Origin of the sequence: uncultured Mucilaginibacter sp. (genome assembly GCF_913773635.1) — a bacterium.
Lineage (GTDB): Bacteria > Bacteroidota > Bacteroidia > Sphingobacteriales > Sphingobacteriaceae > Mucilaginibacter.
Genome location: NZ_CAJYGQ010000013.1, coordinates 312,798 through 334,564, shown reverse-complemented (window position 1 = coordinate 334,564; position 21,767 = coordinate 312,798). Strand labels below are relative to the sequence as shown.

23 protein-coding genes are annotated in these 21,767 nt (G+C 42.0%); 9 read left to right on the top strand and 14 right to left on the bottom strand.

Features of this window, described 5'->3' with window-relative positions:
- Nucleotides 1-64 precede the first annotated feature (64 nt).
- Nucleotides 65-274 (top strand): cysteine-rich CWC family protein, encoded by a 210-nt coding sequence (locus QZ407_RS17030; protein WP_295773324.1) that lies wholly within the window; start codon nt 65-67, stop codon nt 272-274.
- Between the two features lie 228 nt (nt 275-502).
- Here the strand turns inward: QZ407_RS17030 and QZ407_RS17025 are convergent, their stop codons facing one another.
- From QZ407_RS17025 to QZ407_RS16985, 9 genes are all read right to left on the bottom strand, one after another.
- Entirely contained in the window at nt 503-1,111 is a 609-nt protein-coding gene (locus QZ407_RS17025) for a DUF1801 domain-containing protein (RefSeq protein WP_295773322.1), read from the bottom strand.
- A gap of 86 nt (nt 1,112-1,197) precedes the next feature.
- Nucleotides 1,198-2,457, bottom strand: a complete 1,260-nt coding sequence (gene rodA, locus QZ407_RS17020; protein ID WP_295773319.1) for a rod shape-determining protein RodA — start codon at nt 2,455-2,457, stop codon at nt 1,198-1,200.
- Nucleotides 2,450-4,453, bottom strand: coding sequence for a penicillin-binding protein 2 (mrdA, locus tag QZ407_RS17015; protein WP_295773317.1), 2,004 nt, complete (start codon nt 4,451-4,453; stop codon nt 2,450-2,452). The genes rodA and mrdA overlap by 8 nt, the downstream gene beginning before the upstream one ends.
- Complete coding sequence (gene mreD / locus QZ407_RS17010) at nt 4,454-4,969, bottom strand: rod shape-determining protein MreD (protein ID WP_295773314.1); 516 nt, start codon at nt 4,967-4,969, stop codon at nt 4,454-4,456. It abuts the gene before it with no gap.
- Nucleotides 4,962-5,798, bottom strand: a complete 837-nt coding sequence (gene mreC / locus QZ407_RS17005) for a rod shape-determining protein MreC (protein ID WP_295773311.1) — start codon at nt 5,796-5,798, stop codon at nt 4,962-4,964. The genes mreD and mreC overlap by 8 nt, the downstream gene beginning before the upstream one ends.
- 126 nt (nt 5,799-5,924) lie before the next feature.
- A complete protein-coding gene (locus QZ407_RS17000; RefSeq protein WP_157539597.1) occupies nt 5,925-6,947 on the bottom strand; it encodes a rod shape-determining protein in 1,023 nt (340 codons plus the stop codon).
- A 165-nt stretch (nt 6,948-7,112) separates the two neighbouring features.
- Nucleotides 7,113-8,645, bottom strand: coding sequence for a bifunctional phosphoribosylaminoimidazolecarboxamide formyltransferase/IMP cyclohydrolase (purH, locus tag QZ407_RS16995; protein ID WP_295773305.1), 1,533 nt, complete (start codon nt 8,643-8,645; stop codon nt 7,113-7,115).
- Between the two features lie 196 nt (nt 8,646-8,841).
- On the bottom strand, nt 8,842-9,429 hold the full coding sequence (purN, locus tag QZ407_RS16990; RefSeq protein WP_295773303.1) for a phosphoribosylglycinamide formyltransferase: 588 nt from the start codon (nt 9,427-9,429) through the stop codon (nt 8,842-8,844).
- 91 nt (nt 9,430-9,520) lie between these two features.
- Nucleotides 9,521-10,087 (bottom strand): hypothetical protein, encoded by a 567-nt coding sequence (locus tag QZ407_RS16985; RefSeq protein WP_295773301.1) that lies wholly within the window; start codon nt 10,085-10,087, stop codon nt 9,521-9,523.
- Between the two features lie 151 nt (nt 10,088-10,238).
- Here QZ407_RS16985 and yiaK point away from each other — a divergent pair, with 151 nt between their 5' ends.
- Nucleotides 10,239-11,228 (top strand): 3-dehydro-L-gulonate 2-dehydrogenase, encoded by a 990-nt coding sequence (gene yiaK, locus QZ407_RS16980; protein ID WP_295773299.1) that lies wholly within the window; start codon nt 10,239-10,241, stop codon nt 11,226-11,228.
- Between the two features lie 72 nt (nt 11,229-11,300).
- Here the strand turns inward: yiaK and QZ407_RS16975 are convergent, their stop codons facing one another.
- A complete protein-coding gene (locus QZ407_RS16975) occupies nt 11,301-12,056 on the bottom strand; it encodes an RluA family pseudouridine synthase (RefSeq protein WP_295773297.1) in 756 nt (251 codons plus the stop codon).
- A gap of 173 nt (nt 12,057-12,229) precedes the next feature.
- A complete protein-coding gene (panB, locus tag QZ407_RS16970) occupies nt 12,230-13,045 on the bottom strand; it encodes a 3-methyl-2-oxobutanoate hydroxymethyltransferase (protein WP_295773295.1) in 816 nt (271 codons plus the stop codon).
- 294 nt (nt 13,046-13,339) lie between these two features.
- Between panB and carA the strand changes: the two genes are divergently transcribed.
- From carA to QZ407_RS16955, 3 genes are all read left to right on the top strand, one after another.
- A complete protein-coding gene (carA, locus tag QZ407_RS16965; RefSeq protein WP_295773292.1) occupies nt 13,340-14,440 on the top strand; it encodes a glutamine-hydrolyzing carbamoyl-phosphate synthase small subunit in 1,101 nt (366 codons plus the stop codon).
- 233 nt (nt 14,441-14,673) lie between these two features.
- Complete coding sequence (locus QZ407_RS16960; RefSeq protein ID WP_295773289.1) at nt 14,674-15,090, top strand: hypothetical protein; 417 nt, start codon at nt 14,674-14,676, stop codon at nt 15,088-15,090.
- Nucleotides 15,091-15,257: 167 nt separating this feature from the next.
- Nucleotides 15,258-15,476 (top strand): DUF2945 domain-containing protein, encoded by a 219-nt coding sequence (locus QZ407_RS16955; RefSeq protein ID WP_295773286.1) that lies wholly within the window; start codon nt 15,258-15,260, stop codon nt 15,474-15,476.
- 81 nt (nt 15,477-15,557) lie between these two features.
- Here QZ407_RS16955 and QZ407_RS16950 read toward each other — a convergent pair whose 3' ends face one another.
- Nucleotides 15,558-15,890, bottom strand: a complete 333-nt coding sequence (locus QZ407_RS16950; protein ID WP_295773283.1) for a hypothetical protein — start codon at nt 15,888-15,890, stop codon at nt 15,558-15,560.
- 174 nt (nt 15,891-16,064) lie between these two features.
- On the opposite strand from QZ407_RS16950, the gene fabG reads away from it, so the two are divergent.
- The 4 genes from fabG (at nt 16,065) to QZ407_RS16930 (ending at nt 19,891) form a co-directional block, all read left to right on the top strand.
- The gene (fabG, locus tag QZ407_RS16945) at nt 16,065-16,808 is read left to right on the top strand and encodes a 3-oxoacyl-[acyl-carrier-protein] reductase (RefSeq protein WP_295773281.1); all 744 of its coding nucleotides are present in this window, start codon (nt 16,065-16,067) and stop codon (nt 16,806-16,808) included.
- A 57-nt stretch (nt 16,809-16,865) separates the two neighbouring features.
- Nucleotides 16,866-17,117: a DUF3253 domain-containing protein gene (locus tag QZ407_RS16940; protein ID WP_295773279.1), complete on the top strand. Its 252-nt coding sequence runs from the start codon at nt 16,866-16,868 to the stop codon at nt 17,115-17,117.
- A 74-nt stretch (nt 17,118-17,191) separates the two neighbouring features.
- Nucleotides 17,192-19,282: a hypothetical protein gene (locus QZ407_RS16935; protein WP_295773275.1), complete on the top strand. Its 2,091-nt coding sequence runs from the start codon at nt 17,192-17,194 to the stop codon at nt 19,280-19,282.
- Between the two features lie 3 nt (nt 19,283-19,285).
- Nucleotides 19,286-19,891 carry a trimeric intracellular cation channel family protein gene (locus QZ407_RS16930; RefSeq protein WP_295773272.1) on the top strand — a complete coding sequence of 202 codons (606 nt, stop codon included), beginning with the start codon at nt 19,286-19,288 and terminating at the stop codon, nt 19,889-19,891.
- Between the two features lie 19 nt (nt 19,892-19,910).
- Here QZ407_RS16930 and QZ407_RS16925 read toward each other — a convergent pair whose 3' ends face one another.
- A complete protein-coding gene (locus tag QZ407_RS16925) occupies nt 19,911-20,489 on the bottom strand; it encodes a MarC family protein (RefSeq protein ID WP_157539584.1) in 579 nt (192 codons plus the stop codon).
- The gene (locus tag QZ407_RS16920) at nt 20,482-21,708 is read right to left on the bottom strand and encodes an MFS transporter (protein ID WP_295773268.1); all 1,227 of its coding nucleotides are present in this window, start codon (nt 21,706-21,708) and stop codon (nt 20,482-20,484) included. The genes QZ407_RS16925 and QZ407_RS16920 overlap by 8 nt, the downstream gene beginning before the upstream one ends.
- Nucleotides 21,709-21,767: the final 59 nt, after the last annotated feature.

The following is a 21,767-nucleotide window of genomic DNA, read 5'->3' as shown; positions in this document are numbered from 1 at the left end:
ATCTATAATTGTGACCCGGCCCTGAAGCTATTAGCTTCGGGGCTTTTTATATTTGTAACGTTATATGCATAAACAGGTATTTCATAAACACGAGGTAATACAATGCGAACGCTGCCGCAGCACCTTCGAGTGTAAGGCTAACTCGTACACCAAATGCCAGTGCAGCAAAGTACAGCTTACCATAAACGAGGTACAGTATGTAAGCGAATTATATGATGGCTGCTTATGTGCTAATTGCTTGCTGGAGTTGCAACAGGAGTATCAGGAACAATAAGCCTCACCTAAATCCCCAGGTAGCCGGGCTTTTTAAAGCTCAAGTGTCATTCCGAACGATAGAGAGAAATCTTTTCAAATAGATCAGTTGTTCGCTTCAAAAAAATTTCCCTTGTGTCGAAATGACAAGGTAGAATGAAGCTGCGATACTTAAGATATGTGCTGCCGAAACAAGTCCAACAGCCTTAAATATTTTAAGTATTCAACTATTCACACAATCAACCATTCACTACTTTTGATACTTCCAGTTTCTCGACTTACCCTCACTTAGCCACTCTACGGAAGTTTGCATGCGTTTTAAACGTGTGGTCTCAGTTTTGGCCTCGGTAATCCATTGTACGTATTCCTTTTGGTGCGAATAGCCGTATTGATTAAATTGTGCAGCAGCCTTTGGATGTTGATTGAGAAAGTCAATAAAATAATCAGGAATTACTAAGTCGGCTTTAGTGGCGGGTTTGGCTTTCTCAACTTTAACGCCGTTTTCGTTGAGCGCTATGGCTTCTTTAATATATTGTATAAGCACTTCATCTGGAGGTAAATCACTAAGACCGGTTATGCGCCCTAACTGACCCATGGCGTTTTCGTCCTTCATGTTCAGAATACCATGCGGGTCTGGTAATAGCTTGCCTTTCCAAAAACCAAATGTACAGTGCTGTTTAAAAGCAGCCATGTTACAAACAGTTCCTTTATACTCAAAAAATGGCATGCTCCACTTTATAGTTTCCTGTATTTGCGAGCAAGCCTGGTGTACCAATGTTCGTAAATGGATAAGCACTGGCTGAGCAAATTCGGCCGATTTGGTGATGTAATCGTCTATACGGATGTCGGTTTGTGACATAATTTATTAATTGGCGTTTACAAGTTAAGCAGCCTTGCGCAAATTATCAAGAATCGGCAAGCGTGGCTAAGTTAGCAGTAACTTAATTATAAAACATGCCCCAACCTGTTTGAGTCGAGCTTAATTAGTATAAATAGCAAGATTGTGAAACTCCACAGTGATGAGCCCCCGTAGCTTATAAAAGGCAAGGGAATGCCTATAACGGGCACAAGGCCCACTGTCATGCCAATATTAATAATAACGTGGAAGAAGATGATAGAGGCTACGCCATAGCCATAAACGCGCGAAAAAGGAGATCGCTGTCGTTCGGCCATCATAATGATGCGCATAAGCAAAAACATGTATAGTCCTATAACTACTACCGATCCTGCAAAACCCCACTCTTCGCCAATGGTACAAAAAATGAAGTCGGTGCTTTGCGCAGGAACAAAGGAGTATTTGGTTTGCGTACCCTCCAGGTATCCTTTACCCCATAATTTGCCCGACCCTATAGCAATTTTAGATTGATTGACGTTGTAGCCTATTCCACGTTTATCTGATGTTATGCCTAATAACTCATCAATACGCGCCTTTTGATGCGATGGGAAGTGTGTATATAAGGGCTTAACCACGAATACGAAAGCGATGCAAATTGCCAAAACAGCTACAATGGTGATAACCGTTTGTGGCGTACGCCTGATGAAAAAGAGTATGGCACCAGCCACAGCCGCAAGCGCGCCAATAATGTACCACTCATTAACCAACAGGGCCAGAATAAAGAGAGTGATGGCAAGCCCGGCAGCTATGAGGAAGATAGGAGATAAGCCTTCGCGATACAAAATGAAAATGAAAGAGCAGAATACCAGTGTTGAGCCGGTATCAGGCTGCATCATAATCAAAAACATGGGCAAGGCAATGATGGCCGCTGCCGTAAAAAATGATTTAGGTTCAGTTATACGTATGTTTACTCCGCTTAAATAACGTGCAAGCAGTAAACAGGTACTGAACTTAGCAAACTCGGACGGCTGCAGCCTGAAAGATCCTAAAGGAATCCAGGCTTGGTTACCACCTACATTTCGGCCAACCACCAAAACTGCAATGAGCAAGAGCACCGTTACCACGTAGAATACCGGCGCAAGTCCATTAAAAAATCGTGAATCTAAAAGCAAAATAACAGCGCCTAGCACAACAGCCGATATTATGAATATGAACTGCTTGCCGTACTCAGTATCCAGGTCAATAATTTGAGGGTGCATTTCATCAAACACTGCAGCATGAATATTGAACCAGCCAATGGTACACAAACACAGATAAATTAATATCGTAAGCCAGTCTACATTAAAGAAAAAGCTGCGCTGGTTATTCATCTTCTTTTCGCTTAGGCTGATAGGCCAGTATTTTGTTTAAAGTGTCTTTCTTTTTGCGTTCAGCAGCCGATTTGAGTTCCTGTTGCTTACGGATGGTGTCAGCCTTGCTTTTACGTGCACTGTCAATTTTTACGCTGTCTTTTTTGGTTAGCTTTTTGACCGGAGGCTTCCAACCCGGCGGCGGCGGCAGCAAGTTAGCATTAACAATGTATTGTACCTGTGCTTTGGGTTTGGTAATGGTATCACGCAGATACTTCTCAATCATGTAGCTTCCTATAGGTGCAGCCCACGACGATCCGTAACCAGCATTCTCCACTATTACAGCAATGGCAATTTTAGGCGTATCCCGTGGGGCAAAGGCTACAAAAACGGAGTGGTTTTTCCCGTGCGGGTTTTGTACCGTACCCGTTTTGCCACACATCACAATGCCTGGTATACGTGCAGCAGCAGCCGTACCGCGGTCAACTACATCCTGCATGCCGTCAATCACGGGTTCAAAATACTTTTCGTCTATACCCACGTAATTGCGTTTGGTATATTCTTCTTTGATTATGTTTTTATCACCAATGGCTTTAATAAGGTGTGGTTTGTAGTAAAAACCCCGGTTAGCCATTACAGCTTCAATGTTGGCCATTTGCAGTGGTGTAGCAAGCAGCTCTCCCTGGCCAATAGCTAGTGATATGATGGAGCTTGAGCGCCAGCGGTTCTTACCAAATACATTGTCGTAACGCAGTGGTGTAGGTACGTTACCCCTTGATTCGAAGGGCAACTCGATATCCATTTTTACACCAAAGCCAAATTTATTAACCTGCTCTTTCCATGTTGTTAAAGCGGGCCTGATGTTTTTTACACCCCGTGCATTCATCAACTTATCAAATACATAACAAAAATAGGTGTTGCACGATTGCGATATAGCCTTACGTAAATCAGTAACCCCATCAAAGTGCTCGCACTTTACCGGGTGATTGCCCGCCTGATAATAATGAGGGCAAAAGAAGGTAGTTTGCGGCGTTATAATGCCTTCTTGTAAGGCAATGAGTGCATCAAGTGGTTTGAATGACGAACCCGGCGGATAACGCGCCTGAATAGGCCGTATAAACATAGGATTATACGGGTCTTTATACATTTTTGATAAGTTATTTCCCCGCTCACGGCCGGTCATAAGATTAGGGTCATAAGTAGGGCTGCTTACAAAAGCAAGTATTTCACCTGTTGACGGCTCGATGGCAACAATACTTCCAACTTTGTTGGTCATTAACTTTTCGCCCAGTTTTTGAATGCGAAGGTCAAGTGATGATACCAGCCTTTCGCCCGTTACCGCAACAGTGTCAAATTCGCCATTGGAAAATGAACCTTTAGAAACGTTGCGTGAATCAACCATGTTATAGGTTACACCACGCTGTCCGCGTAAAACATCTTCAAAGGCACGTTCAACGCCCGATATACCCACATAATCACCCCGGCGGTAATAATTGCCCGATTTTTCAATCATCTTGTCATTCACCTCTCCGATGTAGCCTAAAAAGTGAGCGGCGGTTGAATCAGGATAAGTACGTACAGTACGCGGTACGGCTTCAAAACCTGGAAAATCCGACATCCGTTCCTGCAAGCTTGCGTAAAGTTGAACAGGTATTTGCTTTTCAAATATTGACTGCCGGAATGGTGAGAACTTTTTAGCTTTTTGAAACCGCTTGTCAAAGCCCTCTTTATCAATGCTAAGCAATTTGCAGAACTCAAGCGTATCGAAAGGTTTGACCTCGCGGGGCGTAACCATAATATCATAAACGGGTACGTTTTGTACCAGTATCTTACCGTTACGGTCAAATATAGCACCACGAGCAGGGTAACTTATAGTGCGGCGTAAAACGTTCTCTTTGGCCGATAGGAGGTACCTGTCGTCCATAATCTGGATATAATAAAGACGCCCAAGCAATACCAGTGCAAGGGTTATGAAAATAGCGGTAATTACGTAGCGGCGCTCAAAAAAGCTGTTCATTTATCGTTCTTTCCTTCTGTAAAATAAGAAGCTTGATATCAATACCAAAAATAAGGTAAATACTGTACTTGATAAGAAACGAAGTAAAGTATATTGTATTTCAGATAAACTGAAAACTTCGAGGTTGAACAGGAAAAAATGATGAAATAGTATAAGTAATGATGAGTAAGTGAAAAACCACCTGAAGCCCATGTTGCCTAAAGTTGGTTCAGGTTCGTTGTCAAAACCCTCTTTTTGTACCGTTATACTTATAAACAAGACTCTTACAAAGGCCATTAATACACACGCGGCAGCATGCAAGCCGGGAGTGTCATAGAACGCATCAATGGTAAGGCCAAGTGCAAACGACAGAAAGAAGAGCAGCACGTTTGGAGTTTCAAACGGCAGCAACATAATGAATAATATGTACAGGTACGGAACCGATAAATTGTAGAGCGCAACGTTTTTTAACAGGAAGACCTGCACCAGTACCAGCACCAAAAACCGTACAAGATTATATATCAAAACTCTACTCATCTTGTTTTCCTTGTGCCTCCAGTGCCTGGCGTTCGGCCGCCAATTTGTTATTAACTACATATACGTACTGCAGCTTGCCAAAATCTACAGCAAGATTAACTTCCATGTTTAAAAAGAAACCACCGCCTTTGGCATGCAAATTACTCACCCGCCCTAACGGAATGCCTGCCGGGTATAGTTCAGAATAAGTAGACGTTACTACCCATTGGCCAATGCGTGGTTTAACGTGGTTAGGTACATCTACAAACAAGGCTTTTTTAGGGTTCATATCATCTACCCATTTAAAGCTGCCAATGTCTTTAGTATCGGCCAGCATGGCGCTTATCTTGGTATCTTTGTGAAGCAGGGATTGAACCAGTGACAAGTGCTGTGATGTGTATACAATTTTGCCAACCACACCCGAACTGCTTATTACACCCATACCTTTGGCAATGCCGTCTTTACTGCCTTTTTGAATGGTGATGTAGTTGTTGCGCTTATTAATAGAATTATTAATTACCTGTGCTTCGGTATAGGTGTACTGCTGTTTGTAAACGCTGTCAGTAACGGTAGTTTTGGCCAGCGTATCGGCATAATAAGCCGATTTAAGAGTGCCTCTCAGTCGCGCATTTTCACGTGCAAGGCTATCATTTACGTTTTTGAGCGACAAATAGCTGTTAAGCTCGTTAGCCCTGGCGTACATGGTTCCTGTAACGTCATTGGCGGTGTTGATGTACGTAGCCCGCTGAAAAGAGTTATACTTAACGTAAATAACCAGCGCCCCAATCTCAAATATTAAAAACAAGAAGAATGCGTTGTACTTGCTTATAAATATCAAGAGGTTACGCATGGAGAGGGGCTAATGAGTGGATTAGTGAATGAGCGAAGGATTGAATTAAAATTTGAATGGGCGAATAATTTTCATGAGTATTGTAACTCACTCATTCACTAATTCAATCCTTCACTCATTGCTTAATTATTGCATTAAAAACTTATAGTTACCAATATTTTTAAGGGCGGTGCCGGTTCCGCGTACCACGGCGCGAAGCGGATCTTCGGCAACGTGTACCGGTAGTTTGGTTTTAGCGGCTACGCGTTTATCTAAACCACGTAGCAATGCACCACCACCGGTTAAATAAATACCGGTTTGGTAAATATCGGCCGAAAGCTCAGGGGGAGTGATCTCCAATGCTTTCAAAATAGCTTCTTCAATTTTAGAGATTGATTTATCAAGGCAATGGGCAATCTCGGTGTATGAAACAGTGATTTGCTTAGGCACACCGGTCATCAAATCGCGTCCCTGCACGGCAAAATCTGCCGGAGGGTCTGCAAGCTCAGGCAATGCCGAACCTACTTCGATTTTGATCTTTTCGGCAGTACGGTCACCAATCATAATGTTGTGCTGACGGCGGATGTACTGAACAATATCAGAGTCAAAGTTATCCCCCGCTACACGTATAGATTGATCGCAAACAATACCTGAAAGCGCAATTACCGCAATTTCGGTGGTACCGCCGCCAATATCAATAATCATGTTACCCATTGGTTCCTCAACGTCAATGCCAATACCTACGGCTGCGGCCATAGGCTCGTGAATAAGGTAAACCTCTTTAGCACCGGCAATTTCGGCGCTTTGGTGCACCGCACGTTTTTCAACCTCGGTAATGCCCGATGGTATACAGATAACCATACGCAATGATGGGAAGAACCAGCCTTTGCCTTTATTTATCATTTTAATCATACCGCGTATCATGTGCTCTGCCGCATCAAAATCGGCAATTACACCGTCCTTAAGCGGGCGTACGGTACGTATGTTTTCGTGGGTTTTACCCTCCATTTGCATAGCCTGACGGCCAATGGCAATAACCTTATTGGTTTTGCGGTCAAATGCAACAATGGATGGCTCATCAACCACCACTTTATCGTTATGTATAATGAGGGTATTTGCAGTTCCTAAATCAATAGCAACTTCCTGTGTGAAAAAATTGAATAAACCCATTGAATTCGTATGTCAAATAATCTGCAAAGATTATAAAAATATGTTGTAAGTTGTTAATAACCGTCTTATTTCATCACCCTCTTAAAATCTCCACCTGCATGGTAGAAATTTCATTTGCAACAGGTTTAACAGCACTCCCTTAAGGCATGAGTAGTGGAGCGGCAATTAGTGCTTAAAGTGTCTCACACCGGTAGTTACCATTGCAATGCCTTTTTCATTAGCCTTGTCAATCGAGTCTTGATCTTTGATTGAGCCGCCCGGCTGCAATACTGCAGTGATACCTGCATCGGCTGCAATCTCCACACAGTCAGGGAAAGGGAAGAATGCATCAGATGCCATTGCTGAACCTTTTACATCAAAACCAAAACTGGCTGCTTTTTCAATAGCCTGGCGCAAAGCGTCAACACGTGATGTTTGGCCTACGCCGCTTGCTACCAGCTGGTTGTTTTTAGCCAGAACAATAGTGTTTGATTTTGTGTGCTTAACTACTTTGTTTGCAAAATACAGATCTTTCAACTCCTGTTCGGTGGGTTGCTTGGCAGTTACAGCTGTCATTTGTTCAGGCCCTTCAATTACCAAATCTTTATCTTGCTCAATTACACCATTCAACAGGGTTTTGAACTGCTTGGTTGGCAGTTCAACGCGCTGGCGAATGAGTATAATACGGTTCTTTTTAGCTTTTAGTATTTCAATGGCTTCGTTAGTATAAGCTGGAGCAATTAAAACCTCAAAGAAAATTTTGCTTATTTCGGTAGCTGTCTCGGCGTTAATTTCATCGTTGGCAATTATTACACCACCAAAGGCCGAAACAGGGTCACAGGCCAGTGCATCAATCCATGCTTCTTTAATGTGTGTGCGTGTTGCAATACCGCAAGCATTAGTATGTTTAAGTATTGCTACAGTAGGATCGTTAAACTCGTCAATCAAAGCTACGGCCGCATCAACGTCAACAAGGTTGTTGTATGATAGCTCTTTGCCGTGCAGCTTAGTAAACATGGCATCAAGGTTACCATAAAAAGTACCTTGCTGATGCGGATTTTCGCCATAACGTAAAACCTGACTGGTTTGAATACTTTGTTTAAATACGGCTACAGGCTCTTCTTCCTGCGCGTTAAAGTAATTGAAAATATGGCTGTCGTAGTTTGAGGAAATGTTGAATGCTTTTAAAGCAAAACGGCGGCGCTGATCATAAGTAGTGGTACCTTCTTGTGTTTTCAGCAAGCCTTCAAGTTCTTGGTAGTCATCTTTTGATGCTACAATAACTACGTCTTTAAAGTTCTTAGCTGCAGCACGGATAAGCGATATACCACCAATGTCAATTTTCTCGATCACGTCGTCGTGCCCGGCACCTGATGATACCGTTTCCTCAAACGGATAAAGGTCAACAATAACTAGGTCTATTTCAGGAATTTGGTATTCTGCCAGTTGTTGCTCATCGCTTTCAAAGTTACGGCGAGCCAAAATGCCACCAAATACTTTGGGGTGTAGGGTTTTTACACGTCCGCCCAAAATAGAAGGGTAAGAAGTTAAATCTTCAACGGCAATTACGTCAGCGCCAAGGCTGCGAATAAAGGTTTCAGTACCTCCGGTTGAATAAATATTTACCCCCAGGCGTTTTAATTCATGAATAACAGGCTCTAAATGATCCTTGTAATAAACCGAAATTAACGCGTTTTTAATTTGAACAGACTGGCTCATGCAACAATGTTTTTTGGAGCCGCAAAGGTAGTGATTTAGTTGATTTGTAAATAGTGAATAATGAGTTGTTTTAGGGTAAATTCTACCAGGAACATCAGTAAGAAATTACGTACGCTCATTAAGTGAACATTTCAATTGTTTTAACAGGAAATAACAGGCTCCAAACCCTGAGTTATTGCGTAAGGAGCAATCAGCGTTACATTGTACTGGTTTTAACTTTTTTCAACAAGCTTTCAATAACCTTTGGAAAGTGCTGGTGCTCTAACTGCTGGCCTTTAAGTTTGATGCTGTCTAAAGTGTCGTCAGGTTCAATTTTAAATTTGGCCTGATGTATAGTTTCTCCCTCGTCAAAATGCTCGTTCACAAAATGAATGGTTATGCCCGATTCCGCTTCATTATTAGCTAAAACCGCTTTATGTACATGATCACCGTACATGCCTTTGCCGCCGTATTTGGGTAGTAAGGATGGGTGTATATTGATGATTTGGTTAGGAAAAGCCTTTAATAATGATTGCGGCACTAGCCACAGGAAACCTGCCAGTACAATAAGATCGGCCTGTACGTTTTTTAGTAACTTAACTACTTCATCGGTTTTGAAAAATTCCTCGCGTGTGAAAACATGAGTAGGTATTTCAAAGTTATCGGCCCTTTGCAGCACATAAGCATCCGGATTATTAGTTAATACCAGTACTACCTCACCATCATTGTGATTTTTGAAGTACTCCATTAGTTTTTGAGCATTTGACCCTGATCCTGATGCAAAAATGGCTATTCTGGTTTTCACTGAAGTATAGTTTAAAATTATCTAAAAGGATTCCTTGTGCAATATTCGGACTAGCATGTCCCTCAATTTACAGGGCCAAATATACGCAAGCTTAATGAATGAAGCCGTAACGCGTAACTAAACGCCTTTGCACCACCACTGGCGTACGGTATACAGTGTCGAGGCGTGTGTGTTCAATTACGAGTGAATTTTCTCCCAAATTAGTTATCCGCACACCCAAAAATGGCCTTGAGCTTCCTTTATTAGTTTTAATAGTGTCTTTACAAATAACGTCGGCGTTCAGGAAAACTGAATCGGCAAGGTTATTATTGTTGGTGTTGTTGTTATTGCTTTGGTTGGTGGTGTTGGCTGTACGCAACTGCCATCTTCCGGCAGCGTTTTGTTGCAGGCAATGAAAGTTGGCATAGCTGCAAGATCCATCATTTGTAAAAGTAAAGGTTTGCAAAAGGTTGCAATTGGTATTCAAAGTATCGCGGCGTTTACTGGTATCAGCGTGGAACAGTTCTGTACGAACCGAAGCAAGACGCCAAACACCGTTGGTAAGCAAGGTGTTTATATAACTACCACTATCTTCCTTTTTACATGAATTTATAAGCAAACCCAGCAACATAATGCCGGGAATAAGTAATAATGGAAGTTTTTTTATAAATGATTGCACGGCGTAAAAGTACAAAAATACTATCAGGTTATTTACAGTGCATTAACGTGTATTCGGTTTGGAAATTGCCCGTAAGTAGCCATTTATAGCGCTTTACTATCGAACAACATATAGTATTTGCCGTTATCCATATAACTAAACATAATTTTTCATGAAGGTAACATTTGAAAACATGCAGGCTGAGTTTAAACGCGTGCTTCTTAATCTCAACTTTGCCCCTCACAAAGCAGAGAAGATTGCCGAAATATTTGCAGAAAATAGTTTAAACGGGGTTTATACGCATGGCCTTAACCGTTTTCCGGTGTTTGTTGATTATGTGAAGCAAGGTTACGTAATACCCGATGCGGAGCCGCAGACGGAGGATAGCATGGGTGCACTTGAGCGTTGGGACGGTAATAATGGCCCGGGTATGCTTAATGCTGGCTTATGTATGGATAGAGCTATTGAATTGGCGGAACAGTATGGCATTGGTTGCGTTGCCATAAGTAACACCAACCATTGGATGCGCGGCGGAACTTACGGCTGGCAGGCTGCCAATGCCGGTTGTATTGGTATTTGTTTTACCAACACCATAGCGAATTTACCGCCGTGGGGTGGCGTTGAGCCTCGTTTAGGAAACAACCCGCTGATTATTGCCGTGCCAAGGAAAGCGGGACATGTAGTGCTGGATATGGCTGTGTCGCAATACTCATTTGGTAAGCTGCAACAATACAAGACAGAAGGTAAAGAGTTGCCTTACGTGGGCGGGTATGATAAGCAGGGAAACCTTACCACCAATGCCGGTGATATAACAGAAACCTGGCGCCTGCTGCCAATTGGTTTGTGGAAAGGCTCAGGCTTGTCATTAATGCTGGATTTACTGGCAAGTGTGTTGAGTAAAGGCCGCTCTACAGCAAAAATTACTGAAGGAAAAGCTGAGTTTGGCGTTTCGCAGGTATTTATTTGTATAAAACCATCAGGAGATGAGCAAACTGCACAATTGATAGAGCAGATAATTGATTTCACTAAAACCAGTAAGCTGGAAGACGAAAGCAATAAAGTACGTTACCCCGGAGAAAGTACCTTGCGAACACGTGAGCAAAATTCGAAGGAAGGCATACCTGTTGATAAAGAAATATGGAAAAAGGTGATGGCTTTATAGTTTGGTCAACCTTCAAATATAGTAACAGGCACACATCCTGTTTAATATGCATGCCTGGATGATACCGTTACATCAATCTTTTTTCAATACAATCTGATCATCCTTATCCTGTATTAACGATGCAAACTTTTCCCAAAAGCCGTCTTTCGGCAGGGGGGCAAGTATGTCAACCGGTTCTTTCTTTACCGGATGGATAAATTGAAGTCGGCGGGCATGTAAGCAAATGCTTTTTTTAAGGCTGCCGCGCGGATACCCATATTTATTATCACCTACAATAGGGCAGTTTAAAGTTGAAAGCTGGACGCGTATCTGGTGCGGACGACCCGTAATAGGATTTACCTGTATAAGGCAGTAGCCATTAAGCTCGCCCGCCAAACGGTAATGTAGCTCCGAACGCTGGCTGCCCTTAACTTCTTGGTCATGCGCTTTGGTAACGTTTTTTTGCGGATTTTTTACCAGCCAGTGCACCAAATCGCCATATGGCGGGTTTGGTCGGTTGCGCACTACAGCATAGTACGTTTTACGCATGTTACGCGTTTTAAACATTTCATTAAGCCGCTCTAATGCTTTACTGGTTTTGGCAAATAAAATAACACCACTTACCGGGCGGTCCAGCCGGTGTACAACGCCCAAAAACGCACCGTTGGGTTTATTGTATTTAGCGGCAATGTAACGCTTAACTTTTTCGTCAAGCGGCTCATCGCCGGTATCATCAACCTGCACAATATCGCCAGCCCGTTTGTTAATGGCTATTATATGATTGTCTTCATATAAAACGTCGGCATCGGTAATATTAGGTTGCGGCGTACTGGTATCAATTTTGGCCATAGTTTAATTTAGATTGAGGCTGGTGCTTAGTTAAAATACGATTGCATAAACAGAAAGTTTTAAGCTTTACGCTACTAATGCAAATAGTACTATATAGGCACTTTTTCTACTTCAAGCAATATTATAAGCAAACAAGAGTCTTGATTTCTGACTCTATTATCTTGACTGTCCCATTAATACTGCTCTTTTTCGCTTGGGAAATCTTTAGCCTTTACATCACTAACATAACCCTGCACCGCCTCATTCATAACCTCATACAAGGATGCGTACTGGCGTAAAAAACGCGGACGGAAGCCTTTATTCATTCCCAGCATATCATGTATAACTAACACCTGTCCATCGCAATATTGACCTGCGCCTATTCCTATGGTTGGTATCTGCAGGCTATCGGTAACTTCTTTAGCCAGTTGCGCGGGTATTTTTTCTAACACTACGGCAAAACAACCAAGCTCCTGCAACTTCATGGCATCATCGCGCAGCTTTTGTGCCTCGGCTTCTTCTTTAGCACGTACGGTGTAGGTGCCAAATTTATATATCGATTGTGGTGTTAAGCCCAAATGGCCCATTACCGGTATGCCTGCTGTAAGTATGCGGCTAATTGACTCGGCAATTTCAATTCCACCTTCCAGCTTTACCGCATGCGCACCCGATTCTTTCATAATACGTATGGCCGAGCTCAATGCCTCTTTTGAGTTGCCTTGGTAAGAACCAAAAGGCAAATCAACTACTACCAATGATCGAGAAGCTGCACGCACTACCGATGAGGCGTGATAGATCATCTGATCTAACGTAATAGGCAGCGTTGTTTCATGCCCCGCCATTACGTTTGAAGCCGAATCGCCAACGAGGATAACGTCTATACCGGCATCGTCAACAATTTTGCCCATGGTATAATCATACGCCGTAAGCATCGCAATTTTTTCGCCTTTGGCTTTCATTGCCTGTATGCTGTGGGTAGTAACGCGTTTAATTTCTTTATTTACTGACATAGTTTTGGGGATAGAGCCAAGAACCAAGAGCCAAGAATCAAGAAAAGATGCAACGACTCTATAGTGATCGTACATCTTAGCTCTTGGTTCTTGTCTCCCGGCTCTATTCGCGAACGCAAAGTTAGAAACTCCCGTACAATTAATTATTTAAAATTTACTTAGTGTAAACATTAAAATTACTTACCTTTGCGCCGTGAATACAGACGCACCTTCAATGCTGCAAAACTACTGCTTTCACGGAACTGCTCACCAAGCCGACCGGCTTATTTTTAATTCCTTTAATTTTTTTGCAAAATGACCAACTACACCAAGTTACCTGCTGTTTTGTTATTGGCTGATGGTACTGTTTTTCATGGCAAAGCTGCCGGCAAGATAGGCACCACCACCGGCGAAATTTGCTTTAACACCGGCATGACGGGCTATCAGGAAATTTTTACTGATCCATCATACTTTGGCCAAATTATGGTTACCACCAATGCGCATATTGGTAATTATGGCATCAGTAATGAAGAAGTAGAATCTGGCAGGATACAAATTGCCGGTTTGGTTTGTAAAAACTACAATATTGCTTACAGCCGTAAACAGGCTGACGAGTCTATTCAGGATTACTTTCAGGAGCAAAATATTACCTGTATATCAGACATTGATACCCGTCAGCTGGTTCGCCATATACGTGATAAAGGTGCTATGAACGCCATTATTTCCTCTGAAATTTTGGATATTGAAGAACTTAAAGCACGTTTGGCATCTGTGCCTTCAATGGATGGTTTAGAGCTGTCATCACAGGTTTCAACTACCGAGACTTATACTTTTGGTAAAGAAGACGCCACTTACCGCGTAGCAGTTTTAGATTTAGGTGTTAAAAAGAACATCTTACGCAACTTTAGTGATCGTGATGTATACGCCAAGGTTTACCCTGCCAAAACTACTTTTGCCGAAATGGAGGCTGATTTCAAACCAAACGGTTACTTCATATCAAACGGCCCCGGCGATCCATCAGCAATGCCTTATGCAGTTGAAACTGTAAAAGAAATATTAGCTGCCGATAAACCTATGTTTGGTATCTGCTTAGGTCACCAGTTACTTGCATTAGCTAATGATATTCCAACTAAAAAGATGTTTAACGGTCACCGCGGATTAAATCACCCGGTTAAAAATATCATTAAAGATCATTGTGAGGTTACTTCACAAAACCATGGCTTTGGCGTGGTTCCCGATGCCGTTCACGCATCTGAGAAAGTAGAAATTACACACTTAAACCTTAATGACCAATCAATTGAAGGTATACGTGTAAAAGATAAAAAGGCCTTTTCGGTACAGTATCACCCTGAATCATCACCAGGTCCGCATGATAGCCGTTATTTGTTTGATGATTTTGTGGAATTGATGAAGTAAGCGTTCAACATTTTATATATATAAGCAAAAGCCGGTAACTTTCGAGTTCCGGCTTTTTTGTTGAAGCCACTAGTGTCAGCCCCGGGCAACTTTATTGATACAAAGTTTATATTTAACGTTTTGTTATTGCTATATTCATAATTAAAAAATAGCTTTGGTAACAATTAAACCTGATTAATTCCGTTTAGTCTACTTTGTAAAACCGTTTGTTCAAGCATCAACCACTTTGAACTATGAATAAAATTTTATCAGTACTTATTATTTTCCTTTTTTTTACTGCCGTTTCTTGCCAGAAATCGGAGTTAAAGGACGTAGTAAATGTTGATAATTTTAAAGAGTTAAAGCAAGCCTCCATTGCAGGGGTAAACGGTCCAACCACAGCCACCATAAATCAAGAGCTTACTTTTAAAGTATCATGGCCTTACAGCGGGAACTGCGAAAAATTCAGCAGTTTTAAAACTGACAAACTGAGTGATACCATGCGCATACAACTTTACACTACTACAAATCCCATGGAAGATTGTAATGGCAAAGAAGTTGAGCATTCTAAAGAATTTAAATTTACACCTGTAAAAAGCGGTACGTACTTCCTTAAATTTACCAGCCCTAACGGTGCTAAAGCTATTATTGATACATTACGTGTAGAATAGCTTCGGATAAGATTCCCATAAGTTTTGTGAACCGCGGCTATCAATGTAATGCAGCACGCTCACTTCTCCAAGTGACCTTTAAAGCCTCTTATACACACCACTTTTGTGTTTATTATTGAATAGTGGCAGGCTAATTGTAAATGTTAGTTCAAAAAACATCTATAGTTATGAAAAAGGGAGATACCGTACACTGGAAATGGGGAAAATCAGAAGCTGAAGGTAAAGTTGAAGCAAAGCATACTGATACCGTAAAAAAGAAAACTAAAGGCACTACCGTTAAGCGCAAAGCCACCAAAGATGAACCCGCTTATGAAATTAAGCAGGAAAATGGTACTAAGGTGGTAAAATCAGAAAGTGAATTGAAAAAAGGTGCCAGGAAAAAATAAAAACAAGAATTAAGAGCAGGAAAGCAAGGTGCACCATTAAATAAATGTTTGGTTCTTACTCCCCGGCTCTTAATTTAATAACTAATTTTTAACGTATACCTCTCCTTTATAAGGGTGTATGGTGCTGTGAAAATGATAGCCTGCTACGTGTAAAAGGTAGTAAGTCATGATATCGCACCAGCAAATTTCATCGTGAAAAATGGGCACTTTAGGAAACTTGCCCTCTTGTCGGCTTTCTTCTTTATTATAATTGTATTCGCCTTCGTGTTGTTTTATCCACTCGCGAAACCTGTCAAACTCGGCCGGTTCTGAAAATACAATTTTAAAATGCGTTTCTTCTTTCACCTCTTTCAAGTCATCATTCATGTAATGATGAAATTTGTGCCGGTGACGTATTATTTTGGCGGTATACATGCTGTTGCGTTATTGAGATAGGGTAACAAAATAACTTTGATGATGTTTAGCAATGGATTGATTGAAAAGGCTTTTTCATTGTTGGCGCTGATAGACTGACCTCAAACTATCATCTATGAACTAAAAACTAAAATTCCTACCTTCACACCCTCGAAAAAATTATTTTTTGAATACATGAAATTACTAGAAGGAAAAACCGCGCTCATCACCGGAGCATCAAAAGGTATAGGTCGCAAAATTGCCGAAAAGTTTGCAGAGCAAGGTGCTAACGTTGCATTCACCTATTTATCATCTGTTGAAAAAGGACAGGCTTTAGAGCAGGAATTGCAGGCGTTTGGTACCCAGGTAAAAGGTTACCGCTCAGATGCTTCAAAATTTGATGAAGCCGATAAACTCATCAATGATATTGTTGCTGATTTTGGTAAGCTTGATATTGTAGTAAACAACGCCGGTATTACAAAAGACGGTTTATTAATGCGCATGACCGAGGAGCAATGGGACGAGGTTTTGAACGTTAACCTTAAATCAATTTTTAACGTTACCAAAGCTGCTTCTAAAATAATGATGAAGGCCCGCCAGGGTGTGTTTATCAACATGAGTTCGGTAGTTGGTATACAAGGTAACGCCGGTCAGGGTAATTACGCCGCTTCAAAGGCTGGTATCGTCGGTTTCTCTAAGTCAATGGCTAAAGAGTTAGGCTCACGTAACATACGTACCAACGTGGTTGCTCCCGGTTTTATTAAAACAGAAATGACCGAGGTTTTAGATCCTAAAGTAGTGGAAGGCTGGACACAAAACATTCCGCTTAAGCGTGCCGGCGAAACTGAAGACATTGCCAACGCCTGTGTATTTTTAGCGTCAGACATGAGCACTTACATCACCGGTCAAGTTATTTCGGTTGATGGTGGTATGGCTTAACTAGGATAGAGAGTACGGGGGCCGGGATACATATTGCTTTGTTGCTTGTTCAATAAGATGATTAAAGAAAATATTATAAGCAATACCGTACTGGCAATGGCCACCGAACGAGGTGCTGATAAGACGATTTGCCCGTCTGAAGTTGCGCGTGCTCTGTACAATACGCATTGGCGTAAGCATATGGAGGAAGTAAGGCAAGCCGCTATAGTATTACATCAACAAGGCAGAGTAAGCATTACACAAAAAGGTAAGCCGGTTGATGTAAACCATATTAAAGGCCCTATCCGTATAAAAATCAACAACGTTTAGCTGCGCATTATCAATTGATACGGCGCTGGCCAAATGAATAAATCAAAATAAAACAGCATATTTGGAATACAGATATGCTGTTTTTGTTTTCAATAACCTGGGGGAACGTTTCGGGATGGTATACGCCTTTGTGTTTGCTGCTGGGAATACTTTATGCCTGGTTGCTGTACCGTAGCCCGGTTACTCTTGGTAGTAAAGCGCGTTGGGGCCTTTCCGCATTACGTGCGGTTGCAGTAGCTATTATTGCGTTCTTGCTTGTATCGCCGCTTGTAAAATCAGTTACTTATCAGCCTCAAAAACCACTTGTATTAATTGCGCAGGACAATTCTTCATCAATTAATAGTTTCAAGCCGCAAGGTTTTAATTCACATAACTTCAATAGCCGCTTAGCCGATATTAAAAAGCAATTAGGCACTGATTATGATGTACGTGAGTTCAACTTTGATAGTAATCTTCATGATGGCCTTTCAACCGCCAATAATGGCAAGCAAACTAATATAGCGGTAGCCATACGTCAGCTTAATGAGCGCTTCGTAAATCAAAATATCGGGGCGGTGGTACTGGCAACCGATGGTTTGTATAATCAGGGTACCGATCCGCAATATGAAGCACGGAATCTTAAAGCAAGCATTTACACCATTGCACTGGGCGATACCATTCCGCGACGCGATTTACTTATAAGCAACATAAATTACAATAAAACCGCTTACCTCGGTAACGATTTTATAATGGAGGTACTTGCCGAGGCGTATCAAAGCCAGGGCGAAACGCTGCGCCTTACCGTTGCCGAAGATGGCCGCATTGTGTACACTCAAAACATACCGGCTAATTCTTCTGCATTTCGTAAAGTAATACCGGTAAAATTAACAGCTGATAAAAAAGGTGTGCATCAATTTACGGTTAAGCTGGCTCCGGTTGCAAATGAGCTTTCAACCGATAATAATGCCGAGACGGTTTACATTGAGGTGTTAGATGCACGACAAAAGATATTGCTTGCCTATGCAGCCCCCCATCCTGATGTGAGCGTTATAAAACAACTGGTGGAACGCAACCGCAACTACGAGTTAAAAACGGTACAAACAGATAAATTGTCTTCCTTGAGTTTAGCCGATTACGGGCTTATTATCCTCTATCAAATTACCCCATCTGATCATATAAGCCTCAAAAGCTTTACAGCCGACAGCAAGGTGCCGTTATGGTACATTTGTGGTGCACAAAACGATATGACTGACTTTAACCAGGCGCAAAATACTATCCGTATAATTGCCGGGCGTAATGAAGTGCAGGAGACATTTGCACAGTCTACAAAAGACTTCTCGCTTTTTACCCTTACCGATTCAACCCTTGGCAAGCTCAATCGCCTTCCGCCATTATTGTCGCCGTTTGGTAACTATGGTGCGGCCTCAGGTTCATCAGTGCTGCTTAAGCAGCGCATTGGTAACGTAAATACCGACTTTCCGCTTATGGCATTCAACGAGAGCAATGGGCGCAGAACAGCCACGCTGGCGGGAGAGGGTTTATGGCGTTGGAATTTAGCAGAATTTGGAACTTTTGGTAGTCATAGCGCCATGGAGGAACTGCTAAGCCAGAGCATTCAGTATCTGACTGCAAATGCTAGCCGCCAACGTTTCAGGGCTTACGCGAGTAAAAACGTGTTTGATGAAGGCGAAAACGTTTTACTTAATGCCGAGCTATACAATGACGCCTTGCAACTCGTTAATACGCCCGATGTAAACATCAATATCAAAAACAGTAACGGAAAAAACTTTAGTTTTTTATTTAGCCGTACTGCTCAAAGTTACCAGCTAAACGCGGGTATACTGCCGGAAGGGAACTATGATTACGCCGCTAATACACAATTGGGCAAACAGCCATTTACTGTAAAAGGACAATTCACCATAAAGCCGCTCAACCTCGAAAGCAGGCAAAGCACCGCCAATCATCGGTTACTGTATGGCATTGCCAAACAGTCGGGCGCACAAATGCTGCAACCCTCGCAGTTGAACCAGCTGGCAGAACTTATCAAAAAGAACGATAACATAAAGACTATTGTGTACGATGATCAGCGCTACAGTGACCTTATAGATAGCAAATGGCTTTTTGTATTTATACTTACGCTGTTGAGCACGGAATGGCTGCTACGCAAGCGGGAAGGAGAGGTGTAAGAGGTGAAACTTAACGAAGAGATCATCATTGAACTACTCGGCACGGTAGCATTTACCATATCGGGAGCATTTTCGGCCATGCAAAAGCGGCTGGATGTGTTTGGCGTATTGGTAATAGCTTTTGTAACTGCCATTGGTGGCGGTACCCTGCGCGATGTGCTTATTGGTTACACCCCTGTAACCTGGATGCGCAATATGAATGATGCCCTTATTATATTGGGTACGGCGCTTGCCGCCATCTTCTTTAAAAAGTATATCAAAAACTTCAAAACAACACTATTTCTTTTTGACGCCCTGGGGCTTGGGCTATTTACCATTATTGGTATGCAAAAAGGTTTGGATGCCGGGCTTAATCCTGTGGTATGCGTTATGCTTGGTACTATAACAGGTTGCTTTGGTGGCGTATTGCGCGATGTGTTGCTTAATAACATCCCCACCATTTTTAGGCGTAAGGAGATATATGCAACGGCTTGTATAGCAGGAGGAATGCTTTATTTAAGCCTTATGCAGTTTTTAGATGCCAATATTGCTCGTTTGATAGCTATTGTATGCATATGCGGTATGCGGATTTTGGCAGTAGTATATGGCTGGAAATTGCCGGTAAGGTAATCATAAAAGCGGTACCCTCTTACAGCCCACTATTACTCCTGAATAGTTTGATAGCAATTGCCAGTAGTATAATACCAAAAGCTTTACGTAGCACGCCCAGCCCGGTTTTTCCCAAAAGCTGTTCAAGCAGCTTTACGTTTTTGAGCACCACGTAAACAATAACAGTATTAAGGGTAATGCCCACAATTATGTTAGCAGTGGCGTACTGTGACTTAAGTGATAGCAAGGTTGTCATCGTACCGGCACCAGCTATTAGCGGAAAAGCCAGTGGAACAATAGAAACGGTTGCCGGTATATGATCATCCTCTTTGAAGAACTTAATGCCTAAAATCATCTCCATGGCAATGATGAATATCACTAATGAGCCTGCAATGGCAAATGAGGATATATCAAGACCGATGATTTTTAACAGTTCTTCGCCCACAAAAAGGAAGACTATCATGAGTACCAAAACAGTGAAAGCTGCCTTTTCAGATTCGATATGACCTGCACGTTGCCTTAAATCAATAATGATGGGTATGGTACCTAAAATATCAATAATGGCAAATAAAATCATGGTTACCGACAAAATTTGTCGTGGGTCGAAAATATCAAGCATGGCTTACTGAGGCGTTTTGTTTCTCTTTGGCTCTTAAGCGAAAGGTAAGCAAAAAGCCCGTCAAAATAAAAAATGCCGACAAAAAGAAGACTGCATGTACTGATATCACCGTTATCAGCCCTGCTAATACAGGGCCCAGAGTTTGCCCTAACGAAGCGTAAGATTGGTTTACACCTAATATTTCACCCTGCCGGTTGTCATCGTTATGGTTGGCAATAATAGCGTTGAGCATTGGGCCCCTTAAACCGTTAAAAAGGCCGTAAACAAACAGGCCGCATGCAAACGGAATGATAGCGCCTGTAAATCCTGTAAACAACATGGCCGCCATGCAAACCAGGGTAGATAACAGCAGGATTAATGATTTAGATGAAATTTGCCTGGTTACAAACGGTACTAATAATTGCATAATTATACCTGTTACCCCAAAGCCTGCATAAAGCAAACCAATCTGTGTAGGTTTAATTTTTAACACATCTGCCGAAAAGGTTTGAAAGCCAAGTATCATCACAAATTGAGCTGTAGTAAGTAAAAAACCCGTTAAAACCGCAGTGCCAATAACTGGCATTTTCAACGCAGTAATAAGCGATGCAAATGTAAATTCATGATGTTTACCGTCGGCTGTCTGCTGCTTATCATTAGCGTTTTCTGGTTCGCTGCTTTCAGCAACTTTCTCTTTTGTTTCCTTTAATATAAACGTGCTGCAAAGCGCTCCAATAAGCGCTATGCCTGCAGCAAAGTAAAAGGGTACCTGCATGCCGAATTTACTGAGTAAGCCCCCTAAAGCGGGCCCAATCACAAAACCAAACCCAAATGCCGAACTCAAAATACCGAATTTTTTAGCTCGATCTTCATCAGTCGACTTATCAGACACCATTGCTTGCGCAACAGAGATATTTCCGCCGGTAATGCCATCTAAAATTCGTGCTGCAAAAAGCATAACGAGGTTTTGTGCAAAGGCAAAAATTAAAAATGAAATACATGTTCCGGCAAGGCTAATGGCCAGCAATGGTTTGCGGCCCCACTTATCAGAAAGGCCTCCTAATAGTGGTGTCGCAAAAAATTGTGCTACCGAAAATGAGGCAGTCAGTATGCCAATGGTTTGCTCATTGAGGCCAAACTTTTTTCCATAATCATATAGCAAGGGTACAATGATGCCAAAACCCATGGAGTTGATTACGCAAATCAGCACCAGTATCCATAAATTTTTATCAGCCTTCATCCCTTGTTCGCACGTTTATGTATTGGTTACGGTAAACAAAAGGATTAAAAGCAAAAAAG